The sequence below is a fragment of the Pseudomonas amygdali genome, assembly GCF_002699855.1.
Taxonomy (GTDB): Bacteria; Pseudomonadota; Gammaproteobacteria; order Pseudomonadales; family Pseudomonadaceae; genus Aquipseudomonas; species Aquipseudomonas amygdali.
In genome coordinates, this window is record NZ_LKBW01000279.1 from 1 (window position 1) to 16,548 (window position 16,548).

Here is a 16,548-nt window from a genome sequence, read left to right on the forward strand (position 1 = left end):
AATATTCTTTCACGGCTGCGAGTTTTGCCTGCACTGTATATTTACCCATGACGCCTCCAAAGGTTGCGTCCAACCTTCGGGGGTCATACCATCCAGCGTGGGAATGCCGTTCGTGACGCTCTGCGTCATACAAGCACTGACAGCCCTACTTCACATTGATCGTGATCTTCTTCGACTCGACCGACGGGTTCAGCGGCATGTGGCCTTTGTCGCCCATCAGTAGTTGCAATGTGTGCTGACCAGGCGGCAGGTTGATTTCGGTTTCGGTCTGGCCCTTGCCGAAGTGACGGATGTTGTCACTGACCGGCAGCGGCGCATCCATCGCTGGCTGGTCGTTCACATCGATCAGCAGGTGATGGTGACCGGTATCGGGAACATCCACACCCGCAGGTGCGACGCCCATGCCTTTGAGACCGAATTGCACCTTGAACGGTGAGGTCACGGTTTCACCGTCCTTGGGCGAGATGATGTACACCTCGGCGCCTTCAGGGGATGCAGTGCGTGGCATATCGGCGGCGCTGACCAGCATGGATGCGCTGAGCAACAGGCCCGCGACCATCGTTCCAGAAAATAAGGATTTCATGATTGCTCCGGTTGCAGTTGACGTAAGTCGACCCTCACACAACAAATCCGTCGGTTCAGGAGTGCTCAAGATAGACCGCAGCCGGGCTCAATGGCTCACTGCATTGATGAAACAGTTTTCATGAACAGGCAACAGGTCACTGAAACAGCTCGTTACCGCGGCGCCTGAACCAGCCCGTCAGTGACAGTCGATCACGGCTGGCAGGCATGACTTCATGGGGAATATCACCGGACAGAAAAACCACCAGGCAACCGCCTGTAGGCTGGACGTCGTAAGCCACATCGTCCTTGAGGTACATGCGCAACTGGCCGCCATGCTCGGGCAGCCAGGCATTGTTGAGGTAAAGCACCGCCGACACCATGCGCTTGTCATCATCGCGAAAGCGATCCACATGCCTGAGGTAGCGGGCACCCGGTGGATACAGCGCAAAATGGCTTTCGTAGTCCTCCAGCCCCAGGAAAAGGCCGCGATTGAGCGCCTGACGCAGGCTTTCCATCAATTCCAGATAGCTGTCGCAACACTGCACCTGCCCCGCTTCAAGCCACTGAATGCGGTCACCACGAATGCCTTCGCGTATTTCCTGCGCTGCGCCCTTGCCAATAGCGGCAGGCTCGAGCTCGCCTTCGGCAGCACGTTTTCGGCACTCTTGCTCAAGTTCAAGAGTCAGAGCTTCGGGCAGGAAAATATTCTGCTGCGACCAGCCGTTGGCGGCCAGGTCGTCGACGATTCGCAACAGCAGTGGGTGGTCAGAGGGTATGCGCATGGCGTGCATAGTATCGATAAGCCATGAAATCCGACAGAGGCGTATACATGTGGTATCACACGCGTGAGATTTCACTCGCCGACGGCACTCATAACTCGACAAATCCACGCTAACACCCGGAGAATAGCGGCCTGCCGACAGGAGTCCCCAATGCGTCGTTTGTTTGTTTTGCTGTTGATGTTCTGCACCTCCCCTGCCTGGGCAGACAGCTACGATCAGTTGTACAAGGCCGCAGGCTGGCCGGAACAGCGCGCGCATTTCAACGATGCTCTCAAGGCTGCCCAACAGCGCTACAGCAACAACCTGCCGCCTGCGGTTTATCAAGCGCTGGTCAATAACAGCAATCAGCGTTTTTCCCCCCAGGCCATGGACCAGCGCGCGTCCAGGCGCCTGCGTGAAAGCCTCAAGGACCCCACACCGTCGCTGCAATTTTTTCAGTCGCCACTGGGTCGCAAGATCGTCAACGCCGAACTGACCGCAACCCGCGCCGACCAACTGGCCAAGCACGCGCAAGGGCTGCCGCATATCGAAGCGGACGCCACGCGTCAGTTGCTGATTGGCCATCTGGCCCAGGCGCTGCCAGCCAGGCAGGCTGGTGCGGAAGTCAGCCTTGCCATCGCAGGCGTTGCCGCCGACAGCCTGAGCCAGATGATTCCCGGCCTGTTGGGCGGCGGTCAGGCGCAAGGCATGCTCGAAGGCCAGCGCGAAAGGCTGATGGCGCAGATCAGCGCCGACCTGAACAACACGCTGCTGTATGTGTACCGCGACCTGTCCGACCCTGAACTTGAAGAGTTCTCGACCTTCGCCGAGTCGCCGGAAGGCAAAGCCTATTATCAGGCAGCACTGGCTGCGATTCGCGCCGGTCTGGCCGTCGGGCAGAGTGCGTCGAGCCTGAACCCCTGATCGGTACCGACGGCTTAGCGCAAACGCCCTTCCAGAAAATCAAAGTACCTTGCCCGTAGCTCCGGCGATTCATTGGCCAGATGATGCCGGGCGTGCCCCAGCATCAGGATCTGCGGCTGGCTGAACTTGCCTTTCAGAACCGTGAGGTTGTGAGACCAGTCGACCGTCAGGTCCGCCTCGCCCTGAATGATCAACGGGCTGCGCAGGCTCCGCGGCGCGCGCTCAATACGCACAATCCATTGCGACAACGCGCCGACCCAGGCAGTGGGCAGGCGACGCGGCTGCAAAGGGTCCGCCAGGAGAAAAGGCAGGAACGCAGGCGCATTGGAGTTTTCGGTGAAACGCCGGGCAATGCCGTTTACGAACGGTTTGAGCAGGTGATAACTCAACCGCGACCATCCCCAGGCCCTTGGCCTGACCAGCGGTGCCAGCAGGATTACCTCACCTTGCGCAGGCGTGTCGTGCCCCTGATGGAGCAGGTGATCGGTAACGATGGCACCGCCCATGCTTTGTCCGCACAGGTGCCAGGGATGTGGCAGCCCAAGGCCTCCGGCTTCAGACAGCAGACGTTGCAACACCAGTTGGTATTCGGCGAAGTCATTGATACAGGCGCGACTGCCGCTCGACAGACCATGCCCCGGCAGGTCGCAGGCGATCACGGCAAAGCCTTGCTCCAGAGCCCACTCGATCACATGCCGGTACAGGCCCATGTGGTCATAGAAGCCGTGAAACAGAAACAGCGTGGCGACCGGATTGTCAGGCAGCCAGACCTGCCCGACCACCTCATAGCCCGCCACATCGAGGCGCCCCAGCCAGCTGCGTATGACATTTTCGCCACACAGTCCGGCAAGACCGTAGAAGCGCTGATAGGCCAGTCCCTCCATGGAAAGCGGATCAATAACGCTCAGCGGCAGCAGGCTGGCACGCAGGTTATCGGGGTCGAACGTGACGGACATGTGGTTTCCAGATTTCAACAAATGACTCGTAAAGTTGTGTAACGATATTCTTCTGTCTGCCCCGGCATGGCAAGCTAAGCGGCTGTAATCGCAGACATCTGTCATTGAACGTGCACATTGCTGTCTGCACACTGGGCGATGCTCGCGAGCTCACCTGCCCGAATTCGCCCTGAAGCCGTTTCGAACGGGCTCTTGTGTCGGGTTTCATCGAATCAACCGCGTCACAACGATAGTCTTAATTCCCGCCTACGCCATTTACAGAGAAACCGGATGAAACGCAGCCTCTTCATTCTAGCCATCATCTTCGCCCTGCTTGCGGGTGGCGCGGGCTGGTACGTAAATAGCAAACTGCCGGTACGTGACGGCGAGATCGCCATGAGCCGTCTTCAGGCCCCCGTCACCCTGCGCTACGACGAGCGTGGCGTGCCGCACATCCGCGCCGAGAGCGAAGCCGACCTTTACCGCGCGCTCGGCTATGCCCATGCTCAGGACCGGCTGTTCCAGATGGAAATGCTGCGGCGTCTGGCGCGTGGCGAACTGGCGGAGATACTCGGGCCGAACCTGGTCGAGACCGACAAACTGTTTCGCACACTGCGTATTCGCGAGCATGCCGACGCGTATGTTGCACGCCAGGACAAGAACACCCCGACCTGGAAAGCGCTGGAAGCCTACATCGACGGCGTCAATCAGTATCAGGACACCCACGCACGACCGATGGAGTTCGACGCGCTGGGTATTCCCAAGCGGCGCTTCACTACCGAAGACACCGTGAGCATCGGTGGCTATCTGGCGTACAGCTTTGCGGCAGCATTCAGAACCGAACCATTGCTGACGTATGTGCGCGATCAACTGGGCCCGCAGTATTTGAAAGTGTTTGATCTGGACTGGCATCCGGACGGCATGCTCGGTTCTAAACCGGCATTGGCCAGCGCCGACTGGAAAGGCCTGGCGCAGTTGGCCCATCTGAGCCACAAAGCGCTGGAAGGCGCAGGTCTGCCGCAGTTCGAGGGCAGCAACGCCTGGGTGATTTCCGGCAGCCGTACGCAAAGCGGCAAACCGATACTGGCGGGCGACCCGCACATCCGTTTCTCGGTGCCTTCGGTATGGTACGAAGCACAGCTTTCTGCGCCGGGTTTTGAGCTGTACGGACACTTTCCGGGGCTCAATCCGTTCGCGTTTCTGGGCCACAACATGGATTTCGGCTGGAGCCTGACCATGTTCCAGAACGATGACGTGGACCTGATCGCCGAGAAGACCAATCCTGATAACCCCAATCAGGTCTGGTATCACGGGCAATGGGTGGACATGAAGCGTACCGAGCAGCAGATCACCGTCAAGGGCCAGGCCCCGGTCACACTGACGCTGCTCGAATCGCCGCACGGACCGATCGTCAACAATGTGATGGGCAAGAACGCCGGCCAGACGCCAATCGCGATGTGGTGGTCATTTCTGGTGTCCGCCAACCCGGTGCTGGATGGTTTCTACGAGGCCAACCGCGCCGACACGTTGGATAAAATGCGCAGCGCCGCCGAGAAGATCCAGTCGCCGGGCCTCAACATTGTCTGGGCCAATGCCAAAGGTGATATCGGTTGGTGGGCTGCGGCGCAACTGCCGATTCGTCCGCAAGGCGTCAACCCGAGCTTCATTCTGGACGGTAGCACGGCACAGGCCGATAAGCTCGGCTTTCACCCGTTCAGCGCCAACCCGCACGAAGAAAACCCGGCGCGTGGCTACATCGTGTCCGCCAACTTCCAGCCGCTGTCGCCGACCGGCATGCAGATTCCGGGTTACTACAACCCGGCCGAGCGCGGTCAGGAGCTGAACCGGCAACTGAGCGACTCCACCATCAAGAGGGACCTGGTCGCCAGCAAGGCGCTGCAATTGGGCACGCAGACCGATTACGCACCGAGCATTCTCAAACCGCTGATTCCGGTACTGCGCAGCGTTGTCAGCGACCCGGACGAAATCGCCCTCGTGGAGCGGCTGGCCAGCTGGAAAGGCGATTACCCCGTTGACTCGGTGGGTGCCACACTGTTCAACCAGTTCCTGTTCGACCTGACGGAAGAAACATTCCACGACGAACTGGGCGATACGATGTTCGAAACGCTGCTGTCGACCCGCGTACTGGACACCGCCCTGCCGCGTCTGGCCGCCGATGCCGATTCGCCGTGGTGGAACAATCGCAATTCACCCCATGAAGAAAGCCGCGCCAATACCGTCAAGGTAGCCTGGCGAGCCAGCGTGTCGCACTTGCGGTCGCTGTATGGCACCAACCCGGATGAATGGGTGTGGGGCAAGGCACACACCCTTACTCAGGGTCACCCGATGGGGTCGCAAAAGCCGCTGGACATGATCTTCAACGTTGGCCCGTATGCAGCGCCGGGCACCCATGAAGTGCCGAACAACCTGTCATCCAGCATCCGCCCTGCCCCGTGGCCCGTCGGCTACGGCCCTTCGACCCGCCGCCTCATCGACTTCGCCGACCCGGCGCACAGCCTGGGGATAAATCCGGTGGGACAAAGCGGCGTGCCGTTCGACAAGCATTATTCGGATCAGGCCAAGGCGTTTGTGAGTGGCGAGTACGTGCCACAGCGCTTCAGCGAGAAAGACGTGGCAGAGCATACGGAAGGGGTTTTACGGTTAGTGCCGGGGGAATAGCCGAGCCCGGAAATGAGGCTTCTCGTGGGAGCGAGCTTGCTCGCGAACTGTCGGGAACCGACAGTGAAACCTTCACGCACGGCACATCAGGCACAACCGGGTTTGACTATCGTTCCAATGCTCCGCGTTGGCATGCCTTTCGTGACGCTCCGCGTCACAAGTCTGCGTAGCACCGCGCTATCAAGATCGGACGCAGAGCGTCCAGAGCTGCGCTCCCACGCTGGAGCGTGGGAGCGATAAACCGAGATAGCTAGTTGCTGCCGGTACCCGGCAGTTCGCGAGCAAGCTCGCTCCCACGCCCTCCGGGCACGATCAGGTCTTCACGCAGCCGGAGCACGCCTCGGATCAGGCTGCTTCCAGGCGTCTGCCGCGCTTTCCTCGATAGCCTGCTGGATCGCACGCTTGCGGTTGTTTTCGGCGCGGCGGGTGAAGAACCAGACCAGAAAGGTTGCCAGTGACACGGCCAGCAGGATCAGGCTCGCCACGGCGTTGATTTCAGGCTTCACGCCCAGACGCACGGCAGAGAACACTTCCATCGGCAAGGTCGTCGAGCCGGGCCCGGAGACGAAGCTGGCGAGCACCAGGTCGTCCAGCGACAGTGCAAACGACATCATGCCGCCGGCTGCCAGCGACGGCGCGATCATCGGGATGGTGATCAGCAAGAACACCTTCCACGGACGCGCGCCCAGATCCATCGCCGCTTCTTCAATCGACAGGTTCAGCTCACGCAGCCGCGCCGATACCACAACTGCCACGTAGGCCGCGCAGAACGTCGTGTGCGCGATCCAGATGGTCATGATGCCGCGTTCCTGCGGCCAGCCGATCAATTGCGCCATGGCCACGAATAGCAGCAACAGCGACAGACCGGTGATCACTTCCGGCATGACCAGGGGAGCTGTAACCAGCCCGCCAAAGAACGTGCGGCCCTTGAAGCGGCTGATGCGGGTCAGCACAAACGCAGCCATCGTTCCCAGTGCCACCGCAGCAACGGCGGTGTAGCAGGCGATTTCCAGCGAGCGCATCACCGAGCCCATCAGCTGCGAGTTGTCCAGCAGGCCGACGTACCACTTCACCGACCAGCCGCCCCAGACCGTCACCAGTTGCGAGGCGTTGAACGAGTAGATGACCAGAATCACCATCGGCGCATAGATAAACAGCAAACCCAGAACCAGCATCAGGTTCGAGAATCGAAAGCGGTTCATGCCTTGCCCTCCAGTTCTTTGGCCTGACTGCGGTTGAACAGGATGATAGGCACGATCAGCACCAGCAGCATGATGACTGCCAGCGCCGAAGCCACCGGCCAGTCACGGTTGCTGAAGAATTCCTGCCACAGCACGCGGCCGATCATCAGTGTTTCCGGGCCACCCAGCAGTTCGGGAATCACGAACTCGCCGACCACCGGGATGAATACCAGCATGCAGCCGGCGATCACACCGTTCTTGGACAGCGGTACGGTGATTTTCCAGAAACTGTTGAAGGTGCTCGAACCCAGGTCGGACGCGGCTTCCAGCAGGCTGGTGTCGTGCTTCACAAGGTTGGCGTACAGCGGCAGGATCATGAACGGCAGGTAGGAGTAGACCACGCCGATGTACACCGCCAGGTTGGTGTTGAGGATCTGCAACGGTGCGTCGATAAGGCCCAGCCACATCAGGAAGGCATTGAGCAGCCCGTTGTTGCTGAGAATGCCCATCCAGGCATAGACGCGGATCAGGATCGCGGTCCAGGTCGGCATCATGATCAGCAGCAACAGCACGGTTTGCAGGTCTTTACGGGCGCTGGCAATGGCATAAGCCATCGGATAGCCGATCAGCAGGCACAGCAACGTGCTGATGAAGGCCATTTTCAGCGAGCCCAGATAGGCCGAAACGTACAGGTCATCGCCACTGAGCAAGGTGTAGTTGGCGAAGTTGAGGACCATCTGCAGCTTTTCGTCGGCGTAGCTGAAGATCTCGGTGTATGGCGGGATCGCGACGTCGGCTTCGGCGAAGCTGATCTTGAGCACGATCAAAAACGGCAAGGCAAAGAACAGAAACAGCCAGAGGAACGGCACGCCGATGACCATCTGCCGCCCGTTGGGCTTTATGCGCTCGAACGCGCGCTTGATCTTGCGGATTTTCATGAGCGCAGTACCACGCCGCTGTCGTCTTCCCACCACACGTAGACTTCATCGCCCCAGGTAGGCCGTGCGCCCTGACGCTCGGCGTTGGCGACGAACGATTGCACCAGCTTGCCGCCCGGCAGCTCGACGTAGAACACCGAATGACCGCCCAGATAGGCGATGTCGTGGACCTTGCCGCGCGACCAGTTGTATTCGAAGCCTGGCTGCTCGGTAGTGATCAGCAGCTTCTCAGGGCGCAGGGCGTAGGTGATGTGCTTGTCTTCCACCGACGTACTGACGCCGTGGCCGACATAGATATTGCGCTCCAGCTCAGGACTGCGGATCAGCGCGTGTGCCTCCATGTCCTCGATCACGTCACCTTCGAACAGGTTGACGCTGCCGATGAATTCGCAGACCAGACGGCTGGTCGGGGTTTCGTAGATATCGATCGGGCTGCCGATCTGCGCGATCCAGCCCAAGTGCATGATTGCGATGCGCTCGGCCATGGTCATGGCCTTTTCCTGATCGTGAGTCACCATTACACAAGTCACGCCGACGCGCTCGATGATCTCTACCATTTCCAGTTGCATCTGCGAACGCAGTTTCTTGTCCAGCGCGCCCATCGGCTCGTCGAGCAGCAACAGCTTGGGCTTTTTGGCCAGCGAACGGGCCAGGGCCACACGCTGACGCTGACCGCCGGACAGCTGATGCGGCTTGCGCTTGGCGTACTGTGGGTCATCTGCACCAGCTTGAGCATCTCCGCCACGCGGGCTTCGATTTCCGGCTTGGCCAGCTTGTCCTGCTTCAGGCCGAAGGCGATGTTGTCCGCCACGGTCATGTGCGGGAACAGCGCGTAGGACTGGAACATCATGTTGATCGGACGTTCATACGGCGGCATGTCGGTAATGTCGACACCATCTAGGTAGATGCGGCCCTCGGTCGGGCGCTCGAAACCGGCCAGCATGCGCAGCAGTGTGGACTTTCCGGAACCGGAGCCGCCAAGCAGGGCGAAGATCTCACCCTTGTTGATTTGCAGCGACACGTCGTCCACCGCAATCGTCTCGTCGAACTTCTTCGTGACCCGATCAATCTTGACCAGCACCTCTTTGGGTTGCTGACCGCCTTCGAGGGCTTTCTTGTAGGCGCCGGAGGCAACTGCCATGGGTGAAACTCCCAACAGGTAGGCAACCCGGCCAATACGGCCGGGTGCTGGATTTTTATTTGCCCGACTTGACCTTGGTCCAGCTGCGGGTCATCAGACGTTGCACATTGAGGGGCAACTCGCTGTTCACGAACAGGCGGTCCAGCACTTCCTGAGGCGGGTAAACCGCTGCATCGGTGCGGATTTTCTGGTCCATGAACTCGCCGGAGGCGGGATTGGGGTTGGCGTAGCCGACTTCATCGCTGACCTGGGCGATCACCTTGGGGTCAAGCATGTAATTGATGAAGGCGCTGGCGGCCTTGATGTTTTTCGAGTCTGCCGGAATGGCCAGCATATCGAACCACAGGTTGCCGCCCTCCTTCGGGATGCTGTAAGCGAGCTTCACGCCTTTGCCTGCCTCTTCTGCGCGCGCCTTGGCCTGGAACACATCGCCCGAAAAACCGGCTGCAACACAGATGTCGCCATTGGCCAGATCAGTGATGTATTTGGAGGAGTGGAAATAGGTTACGTAGGGACGAATCGCCATGAGTTTGGCTTCGGCCTTCTTGTAGTCCGCTTCCTTGGTGCTGTTGGGGTCCAGCCCCATGTAGTTGAGCACCGCTGGCAACATTTCATCGGCGGAATCAAGAAACGCTACGCCACAGCTGGACAGCTTCTTGATGTTCTCAGGCTCGAACAGCACCGCCCAGGAGTCGATCTTGTCGACACCCAGCACTGCCTTGACCTTTTCGACGTTGTAACCGATGCCGTTGGTACCCCACAGGTACGGCACGGCGTACTGGTTACCCGGATCGTTCTTCTCCAGGCGCTTGAGCAGCGCCGGGTCGAGGTTCTTGTAATTGGGCAGCAGCGACTTGTCGAGTTTCTGGAACGCGCCAGCCTTGATCTGCTTGCCGAGGAAGTGATTGGACGGCACCACCACGTCATAGCCGGTGCGTCCGGCCAACAGCTTGGCCTCAAGGGTTTCGTTGGAGTCGAACACGTCGTACATCGGCTTGATGCCGGTCGCGGCTTCGAAGTCCGCCCGTGTGGTCTTGCCGATGTAATCGGACCAGTTATAAATATGCACGGTGGATTCAGCCTGAGCACTGATCGACAGTGTCAGCCCGGCAGCCGCCAGCAAGGCTTTGGAAAAAATAGAAATAGACAAAGAATGAGTCCTTTTAACAGAGGGGCCTGAGCGCCGGAGGGCGTCCGGAAAACCAAACCGGCGCGCAACTTACCGTCTATGCGTCCAACCAGCAAAGGTTTAGGCAATATTCCTGTCTGTTGGAGGCTGCGCAGCCAAGGCTACGCAGCATCCACAGGTTTGATGACAGGCTTATTTACCTGACTTTATCTTGGTCCAGCTGCGGGTCATGATCCGCTGCGTGGCAAGAGGCAAGTCCGCGATTGCATACAGCTTGGCCTGTACGTCGGCAGGCGGATAAACGCCAGGGTCACTGGTGATTTCCTTGTCGACCAGTGCCGTCGCTGCCGCGTTACCATTCGGGAAGCGCACTGCGTTGGTGATTTCAGCCATGATTTCGGGCTTCATCAGGAAGGTCATGAACTTGTAGGCACCTTCAACGTTTTCGGCATTCTTGGGAATGGCGACCATGTCGTAGAAGCTGCCGGCACCTTCTTTGGGAATGTTGTAAGCAACTTTTACCTTGCCACCGGCTTCGGCAGCGCGGGATTTGGCCTGGTAGATATCACCCGAATAGCCGACTGCGACGCAGATGTTGCCATTGGCCAGGTCCGAGATGTACTTGGACGAGTGGAAATAGCCAATCGATGGACGAATCTTCATGAACAGCGCTTCAGCTTCGGCGAGCTGCTTCTTGTCCTGAGAATCGGTCGGGTAGCCCAGGTAATGCAAGGCTATCGGCAGCATTTCGGTCGGCGAATCGAGGAAGCTGATGCCGCACGACTTCAGCTTGGCTGCGTTCTCCGACTTGAACAGCAGGTCCCAGGAATTGACCGGCGCATCGGCGCCCAGCGCAGCCTTGACCTTGTCCGGGTTGATGCCGATACCGATCGAACCCCACATGTACGGGAATGCGTGCTTGTTGTCCGGGTCGCTGACCGACACGGCCTTGAGCAGCGATTCGTTGAGGTTCTTCCAGTTCGGCAGCTTGGACTTGTCCAGCTCCTGATAAACGCCGGCCTTGATTTGCTTGGCCAGGAAGTTGTTGGACGGCACGACGATGTCATAGCCGGATTTGCCAGCAAGCAATTTGGCTTCAAGCGTCTCGTTGCTGTCGAAAACGTCGTAGACCACCTTGATGCCCGATTCTTTCTCGAATTTGGCAACGGTGTCCGGCGCGATGTAATCGGACCAGTTATAGACGTGCAGCACTTTGTCATCGGCCTGCGCAGCAGTGGCCACAACGCCCATCAGGGACAGCGCGAGAAGGGTCTTGCCAAATTTTTTCATGCGTAGCTCCAATGTATTTTTATCACTGACCGTCAGTTAGCGGCGTGTAGCCATTAGTCTGGCAACTTCCTGGGCAGGCTTTCAAGCCGAAGCCCCTCAAACAATGCACATTGCGCTTGAATCGACGCTTTTTTTGCGTTTTCAGCCCTGCAACACCGCCAGCGTCAGATCCAGGCATTTGCGAGCCTTTTCCACCAGTTCGTCGATTTCCGCAAAACTGATCACCAGTGGCGGCGCAATGATCATCGTGTCGCCCACGGCCCGCATGATCAGGCCATTATCGAAGCAGAAGGTTCGACAGATCATCCCGGCGCCCTTGTCGGTGTAGCGCTCGCGAGTGACCTTGTCCTTCACCAGTTCGATGGCCCCCAGCAGCCCGACGCCACGGACCTCGCCCACCAGCGGATGATCGCTCAACTCACGCAAACGCTTTTGCAAATACGGTGCCGTTTCCGACTTGACTCGTTCGACGATCTTTTCTTCGCGCAGGATACGTATGTTCTCCAGCGCAACGGCTGCCGCCACCGGATGCCCGGAGTAGGTAAAGCCATGATTGAAATCACCGCCCTCGTTGAGCACCGCAACGATTTCATCGCGCACGATCAGGCCGCCCATCGGTACATAACCGGAGGTCAGGCCTTTGGCGATGGTCATCATGTCCGGCTTAAGGCCGTAGAAATCGCTACCGAACCACTCACTGGTACGCCCGAAACCACAAATCACCTCATCGGCGGCGAACAGGATGTCGTAGCGGGAAAGGATTTCCTTGATCTTCGGCCAGTAGGAATCGGGCGGGACGATCACACCGCCAGCGCCCTGGATCGGCTCGGCAATGAACGCACCGACGTTCTCGACGCCCAGTTCGAGAATTTTCTTTTCCAGTTGCTCGGCAGCCCAGATACCGAACTCGTCCGGCGTCATGTCGCCGCCTTCGCCGAACCAGTATGGCTGCGGAATGTGCACCACCCCCGGAATCGGCAGGTCGCCCTGCTCGTGCATGTACGTCATGCCTCCCAGGATGGCACCGGCGACGGTGGAGCCGTGGTAGCCATTGACGCGGCTGATGATGGTTTTCTTGTTCGGCTGGCCTTTCAGCGCCCAGTAATGACGAACCATGCGCAACATCGTGTCATTGCCTTCAGAGCCAGAACCGGTGAAGAACACATGGTTCATGCCCTGCGGTGCAATCTCGGAAATGGCCTTGGCCAACTCCAGCACGGGCGGGTGGGCGGTCTGGAAAAACAGGTTGTAGTACGGCAGCTCGCGCATTTGTTTGCTGGCTGCGTCGGCCAGTTCTTCGCGGCCATAACCGATGGCCACACACCACAGGCCGGACATGCCATCGAGGATCTTGTGGCCCTCGCTGTCCCACAGATAAACGCCTTCGGCACGGGTGATGATGCGCGGGCCTTTCTCTTTCAATTGTTTGTAGTCGCTGAACGGTGCCAGGTGATGCTCGCTGCTCAGGGCCTGCCATTCGAGGGTTTGCGGGTTATTGGCACTCATGCAGCACTTCCTTTGATCAGGTCAGTTAGCAGAGCGCCGCGCATCAATCGCAGCGGCGCTCTGCGTGATCAGACGGCGAAAAGCAGGAATTCCCGCTCCCACGAACTGATCACGCGCTTGAAGTTTTCATGCTCGGCGCGCTTGACCGCGACGTAACCGATGATGAATTTCTTGCCCAGGTATTTTTCGATGGTCTTGCTGTTTTCCATGCGCTCCAGCGCGTCTTCGATGGTCAACGGCAGACGCAGATTACGCCGCTCGTAACCCCGCCCGACCACCGGTGCGCTCGGGTTGATGCCTTCGACCATGCCGATGAAGCCGCACAGCAGACTGGCGGCGATGGCCAGATAGGGGTTGGCATCGGCACCTGGCAGACGGTTTTCCACGCGACGGTTCTGCGGCACAGCGTCCGGCACGCGCAGGCCGACGGTACGGTTCTCTTCGCCCCACTCGACGTTCACCGGTGCCGAGGTGTCGGGCAGAAAGCGGCGGAACGAGTTGACGTTGGGGGCGAACAGCGGCAATAGCTCGGGGATGAACTTCTGCAGACCACCAACGTGGTTCAGAAACAGCTCGCTCATGGTCCCGTATTCGTTGGAGAAGATATTCTTGCCGGTCTCGATGTCGATGATGCTCTGGTGCAAGTGCATGGCACTGCCTGGCTCGCCGGTCATCGGCTTGGCCATGAAGGTCGCCGCGACGTCGTGCTTGAGGGCGGCTTCGCGCATGGTGCGCTTGAACACCAGAATCTGGTCGGCCAGCGACAGGGCATCACCGTGACGGAAGTTGATTTCCATCTGCGCCGTGCCGTCTTCGTGGATCAGCGTGTCCAGATCCAGGTTCTGCAGTTCGCACCAGTCATAGACGTCTTCGAACAGCGGATCGAATTCGTTGGCCGCTTCGATCGAGAACGACTGACGGCCGGTTTCCGGTCGCCCGGAGCGCCCGATCGGTGGCTGTAGCGGATAGTCCGGGTCGTCGCTACGCTTGGTCAGGTAGAACTCCATCTCCGGCGCCACGATTGGCTGCCAGCCCTGATCGGCGTAAAGCTTGAGGACCTTCTTCAACACGTTGCGCGGCGACAGCTCGATGGGGTTGCCCTGCTTGTCGTAGGTGTCGTGAATCACCTGCGCAGTGGGCTCGACCGCCCAGGGCACCAGATACACCGCGTTCTGGTCGGGACGGCAGATCATGTCGATGTCTGCCGGGTCCAGCAGCTCGTAGTAAATATCGTCTTCTACGTAGTCGCCAGTCACCGTCTGCAACAGCACGCTTTCAGGCAGACGCATGCCTTTTTCAGCGATGAACTTGTTGGTCGGCGAGATCTTGCCGCGGGTGATGCCGGTAAGGTCGGACATCATGCATTCGACTTCGGTAATCTTGTGTTCTTTCAACCAATCGGTGAGCTGGTCGAGGTTGGTACTCATAAATACCTCAGGGTTTTATTGTCCTGATCGTGATCAGGCGTTCCAGACGCATCGGCGTCATGTTGTACAACTCGTTTCGGCAGACGCCGATTAGGGGTAAGGTGACAGCTGCGGGGCCGGATTTCCAGACGGCCGCGGTCACACTGACGAAGCCGTTATAGTGGTAATGTCCAGCATTGAGAGTAGAGCAGACTGGCTTCGATAGCCGTTCAGGGGTGTCGCAAAGTGTGGCAACCCACCACGAGCACCGATATCACAGGCATGATGAGCGCTGTACGGACTTGATAGTCGCGTGTCGACCAGGGAAAGGTGAAGCATAGGACCCCCGCTATTGTTGCTCTACTGGGTTGCGATCGAGCTTAGCCTCGTTCATTTTTTTATACAACAACCCGTTAAAAATAGAAGACAGGCCGCTTTAGCTCGTATTTAACAACGGTCAGAAACGGAATAAAACGCCCTAAATAGCGGCAAAAAAGGCCATATGGCGCAGTTTTAGGGCAAAAAAGGCTCTATTGACTTCATCATGGCTTTCGGATTGACTGAGATCCGCAATCATTGATGATTGATATTTTTAACAACAAAGGTGTTGCATCATGTCGGTACCCCCGCGTGCCGTTCAGCTTAACGAAGCGAACGCGTTCCTTAAGGAACATCCTGAGGTTCTGTACGTTGACCTTCTGATTGCAGATATGAATGGTGTGGTGCGTGGCAAACGCATCGAACGCACCAGCCTCCATAAGGTTTACGAGAAAGGCATCAACCTGCCGGCCTCTTTATTTGCTCTGGATATCAATGGCTCCACGGTGGAAAGCACCGGCCTGGGCCTGGATATCGGTGATGCTGACCGAATCTGTTATCCCATCCCTGACACCCTGTGCAACGAACCATGGCAAAAGCGCCCTACCGCGCAGTTGCTGATGACCATGCACGAACTCGAAGGCGACCCGTTTTTCGCAGACCCGCGTGAAGTATTGCGCCAGGTCGTCGCCAAGTTCGACGAAATGGGCCTGACCATCTGCGCCGCGTTCGAGCTGGAGTTCTACCTGATCGATCAGGAGAACGTGAACGGTCGCCCACAACCGCCCCGCTCGCCGATCTCCGGCAAACGCCCGCACTCGACACAGGTCTACCTGATCGATGACCTGGACGAGTACGTCGACTGCCTTCAGGACATCCTTGAAGGTGTGAAGGAGCAAGGCATTCCTGCCGACGCAATCGTCAAGGAAAGCGCCCCGGCACAGTTCGAAGTCAACCTGCACCACGTTGCCGATGCCATCAAGGCGTGCGATTACGCCGTGCTGCTCAAGCGCCTGATCAAGAACATCGCCTACGATCACGAGATGGACACGACCTTCATGGCCAAGCCCTATCCGGGTCAGGCGGGTAATGGCCTGCACGTCCACATCTCGATTCTGGATCGCGATGGCAAGAATATCTTCACCAGCGAGGATCCCGAGCAGAACGCCGCATTGCGTCATGCAATCGGCGGTGTGCTCGAGACCCTGCCGGCACAAATGGCTTTCCTGTGCCCGAACGTCAACTCGTATCGCCGGTTCGGTGCGCAGTTCTATGTGCCCAACTCGCCGACCTGGGGTCTGGACAACCGTACGGTCGCCGTTCGCGTACCGACCGGCACCGCCGACGCGGTACGTATCGAACACCGCGTTGCCGGTGCCGATGCCAACCCGTATCTGGTGATGGCTTCGGTCCTGGCGGGCGTGCACCACGGCCTGGTCAATAAGGTCGAACCTGGCGCGCCGGTAGAAGGCAACTCCTACGAGCAGCATGAACAAAGCCTGCCGAACAACCTGCGTGATGCACTGCGCGAGCTGGACGACAACCCGGTCATGGCCAAGTACATCGACCCGAAATACATCGACATTTTTGTCGCCTGTAAAGAGAGCGAGCTGGAAGAGTTCGAACACTCCATCTCCGACCTCGAGTACAACTGGTACCTGCACACAGTCTGATTGAGGCTGAGCAACATAAAACGCCGCAAAGCCTTGAGCTTTGCGGCGTTTTTGTTTGCGCCCGGAGCACCTCTCGCGCCGCATAATCAGGAGAGGACGCGGA

12 protein-coding genes and 1 pseudogene are annotated in these 16,548 nt (G+C 58.6%); 3 read left to right on the forward strand and 10 right to left on the reverse strand.

Features of this window, described 5'->3' with window-relative positions; genetic code table 11:
• Nucleotides 1-145: 145 nt before the first annotated feature.
• A complete protein-coding gene (locus tag AO277_RS19995) occupies nt 146-583 on the reverse strand; it encodes a DUF4399 domain-containing protein (RefSeq protein ID WP_002555755.1) in 438 nt (145 codons plus the stop codon).
• Between the two features lie 136 nt (nt 584-719).
• Complete coding sequence (locus AO277_RS20000) at nt 720-1,355, reverse strand: 2OG-Fe(II) oxygenase (protein ID WP_005733639.1); 636 nt, start codon at nt 1,353-1,355, stop codon at nt 720-722.
• 141 nt (nt 1,356-1,496) lie between these two features.
• Here AO277_RS20000 and AO277_RS20005 point away from each other — a divergent pair, with 141 nt between their 5' ends.
• Nucleotides 1,497-2,249: a DUF2059 domain-containing protein gene (locus AO277_RS20005; protein WP_002555757.1), complete on the forward strand. Its 753-nt coding sequence runs from the start codon at nt 1,497-1,499 to the stop codon at nt 2,247-2,249.
• Between the two features lie 14 nt (nt 2,250-2,263).
• Here AO277_RS20005 and bipL read toward each other — a convergent pair whose 3' ends face one another.
• Nucleotides 2,264-3,205, reverse strand: coding sequence for a phospholipase BipL (gene bipL, locus AO277_RS20010; protein WP_044318683.1), 942 nt, complete (start codon nt 3,203-3,205; stop codon nt 2,264-2,266).
• A gap of 270 nt (nt 3,206-3,475) precedes the next feature.
• Here bipL and AO277_RS20015 point away from each other — a divergent pair, with 270 nt between their 5' ends.
• On the forward strand, nt 3,476-5,863 hold the full coding sequence (locus tag AO277_RS20015; RefSeq protein ID WP_044318682.1) for a penicillin acylase family protein: 2,388 nt from the start codon (nt 3,476-3,478) through the stop codon (nt 5,861-5,863).
• Between the two features lie 320 nt (nt 5,864-6,183).
• Here AO277_RS20015 and AO277_RS20020 read toward each other — a convergent pair whose 3' ends face one another.
• The 7 genes and pseudogenes from AO277_RS20020 to AO277_RS20050 form a co-directional block, all read right to left on the reverse strand.
• Entirely contained in the window at nt 6,184-7,065 is an 882-nt protein-coding gene (locus tag AO277_RS20020; RefSeq protein ID WP_044318681.1) for an ABC transporter permease subunit, read from the reverse strand.
• Nucleotides 7,062-7,982, reverse strand: a complete 921-nt coding sequence (locus tag AO277_RS20025) for an ABC transporter permease subunit (protein ID WP_005733632.1) — start codon at nt 7,980-7,982, stop codon at nt 7,062-7,064. Before AO277_RS20025 ends, AO277_RS20020 begins: the two co-directional genes overlap by 4 nt.
• A pseudogene (potA, locus tag AO277_RS20030) lies at nt 7,979-9,123 on the reverse strand (polyamine ABC transporter ATP-binding protein). The gene AO277_RS20025 and the pseudogene potA overlap by 4 nt, the downstream one beginning before the upstream one ends.
• A gap of 55 nt (nt 9,124-9,178) precedes the next feature.
• Nucleotides 9,179-10,273 carry a polyamine ABC transporter substrate-binding protein gene (locus AO277_RS20035; RefSeq protein WP_031595519.1) on the reverse strand — a complete coding sequence of 365 codons (1,095 nt, stop codon included), beginning with the start codon at nt 10,271-10,273 and terminating at the stop codon, nt 9,179-9,181.
• A 171-nt stretch (nt 10,274-10,444) separates the two neighbouring features.
• Nucleotides 10,445-11,542: a polyamine ABC transporter substrate-binding protein gene (locus tag AO277_RS20040; RefSeq protein WP_044318680.1), complete on the reverse strand. Its 1,098-nt coding sequence runs from the start codon at nt 11,540-11,542 to the stop codon at nt 10,445-10,447.
• Between the two features lie 141 nt (nt 11,543-11,683).
• Nucleotides 11,684-13,048: an aspartate aminotransferase family protein gene (locus AO277_RS20045; protein ID WP_044318679.1), complete on the reverse strand. Its 1,365-nt coding sequence runs from the start codon at nt 13,046-13,048 to the stop codon at nt 11,684-11,686.
• A 68-nt stretch (nt 13,049-13,116) separates the two neighbouring features.
• Nucleotides 13,117-14,475 carry a glutamine synthetase family protein gene (locus tag AO277_RS20050; RefSeq protein ID WP_044318678.1) on the reverse strand — a complete coding sequence of 453 codons (1,359 nt, stop codon included), beginning with the start codon at nt 14,473-14,475 and terminating at the stop codon, nt 13,117-13,119.
• A 593-nt stretch (nt 14,476-15,068) separates the two neighbouring features.
• Here AO277_RS20050 and AO277_RS20055 point away from each other — a divergent pair.
• The gene (locus AO277_RS20055; RefSeq protein WP_044318677.1) at nt 15,069-16,445 is read left to right on the forward strand and encodes a glutamine synthetase family protein; all 1,377 of its coding nucleotides are present in this window, start codon (nt 15,069-15,071) and stop codon (nt 16,443-16,445) included.
• Nucleotides 16,446-16,548 lie beyond the last annotated feature (103 nt).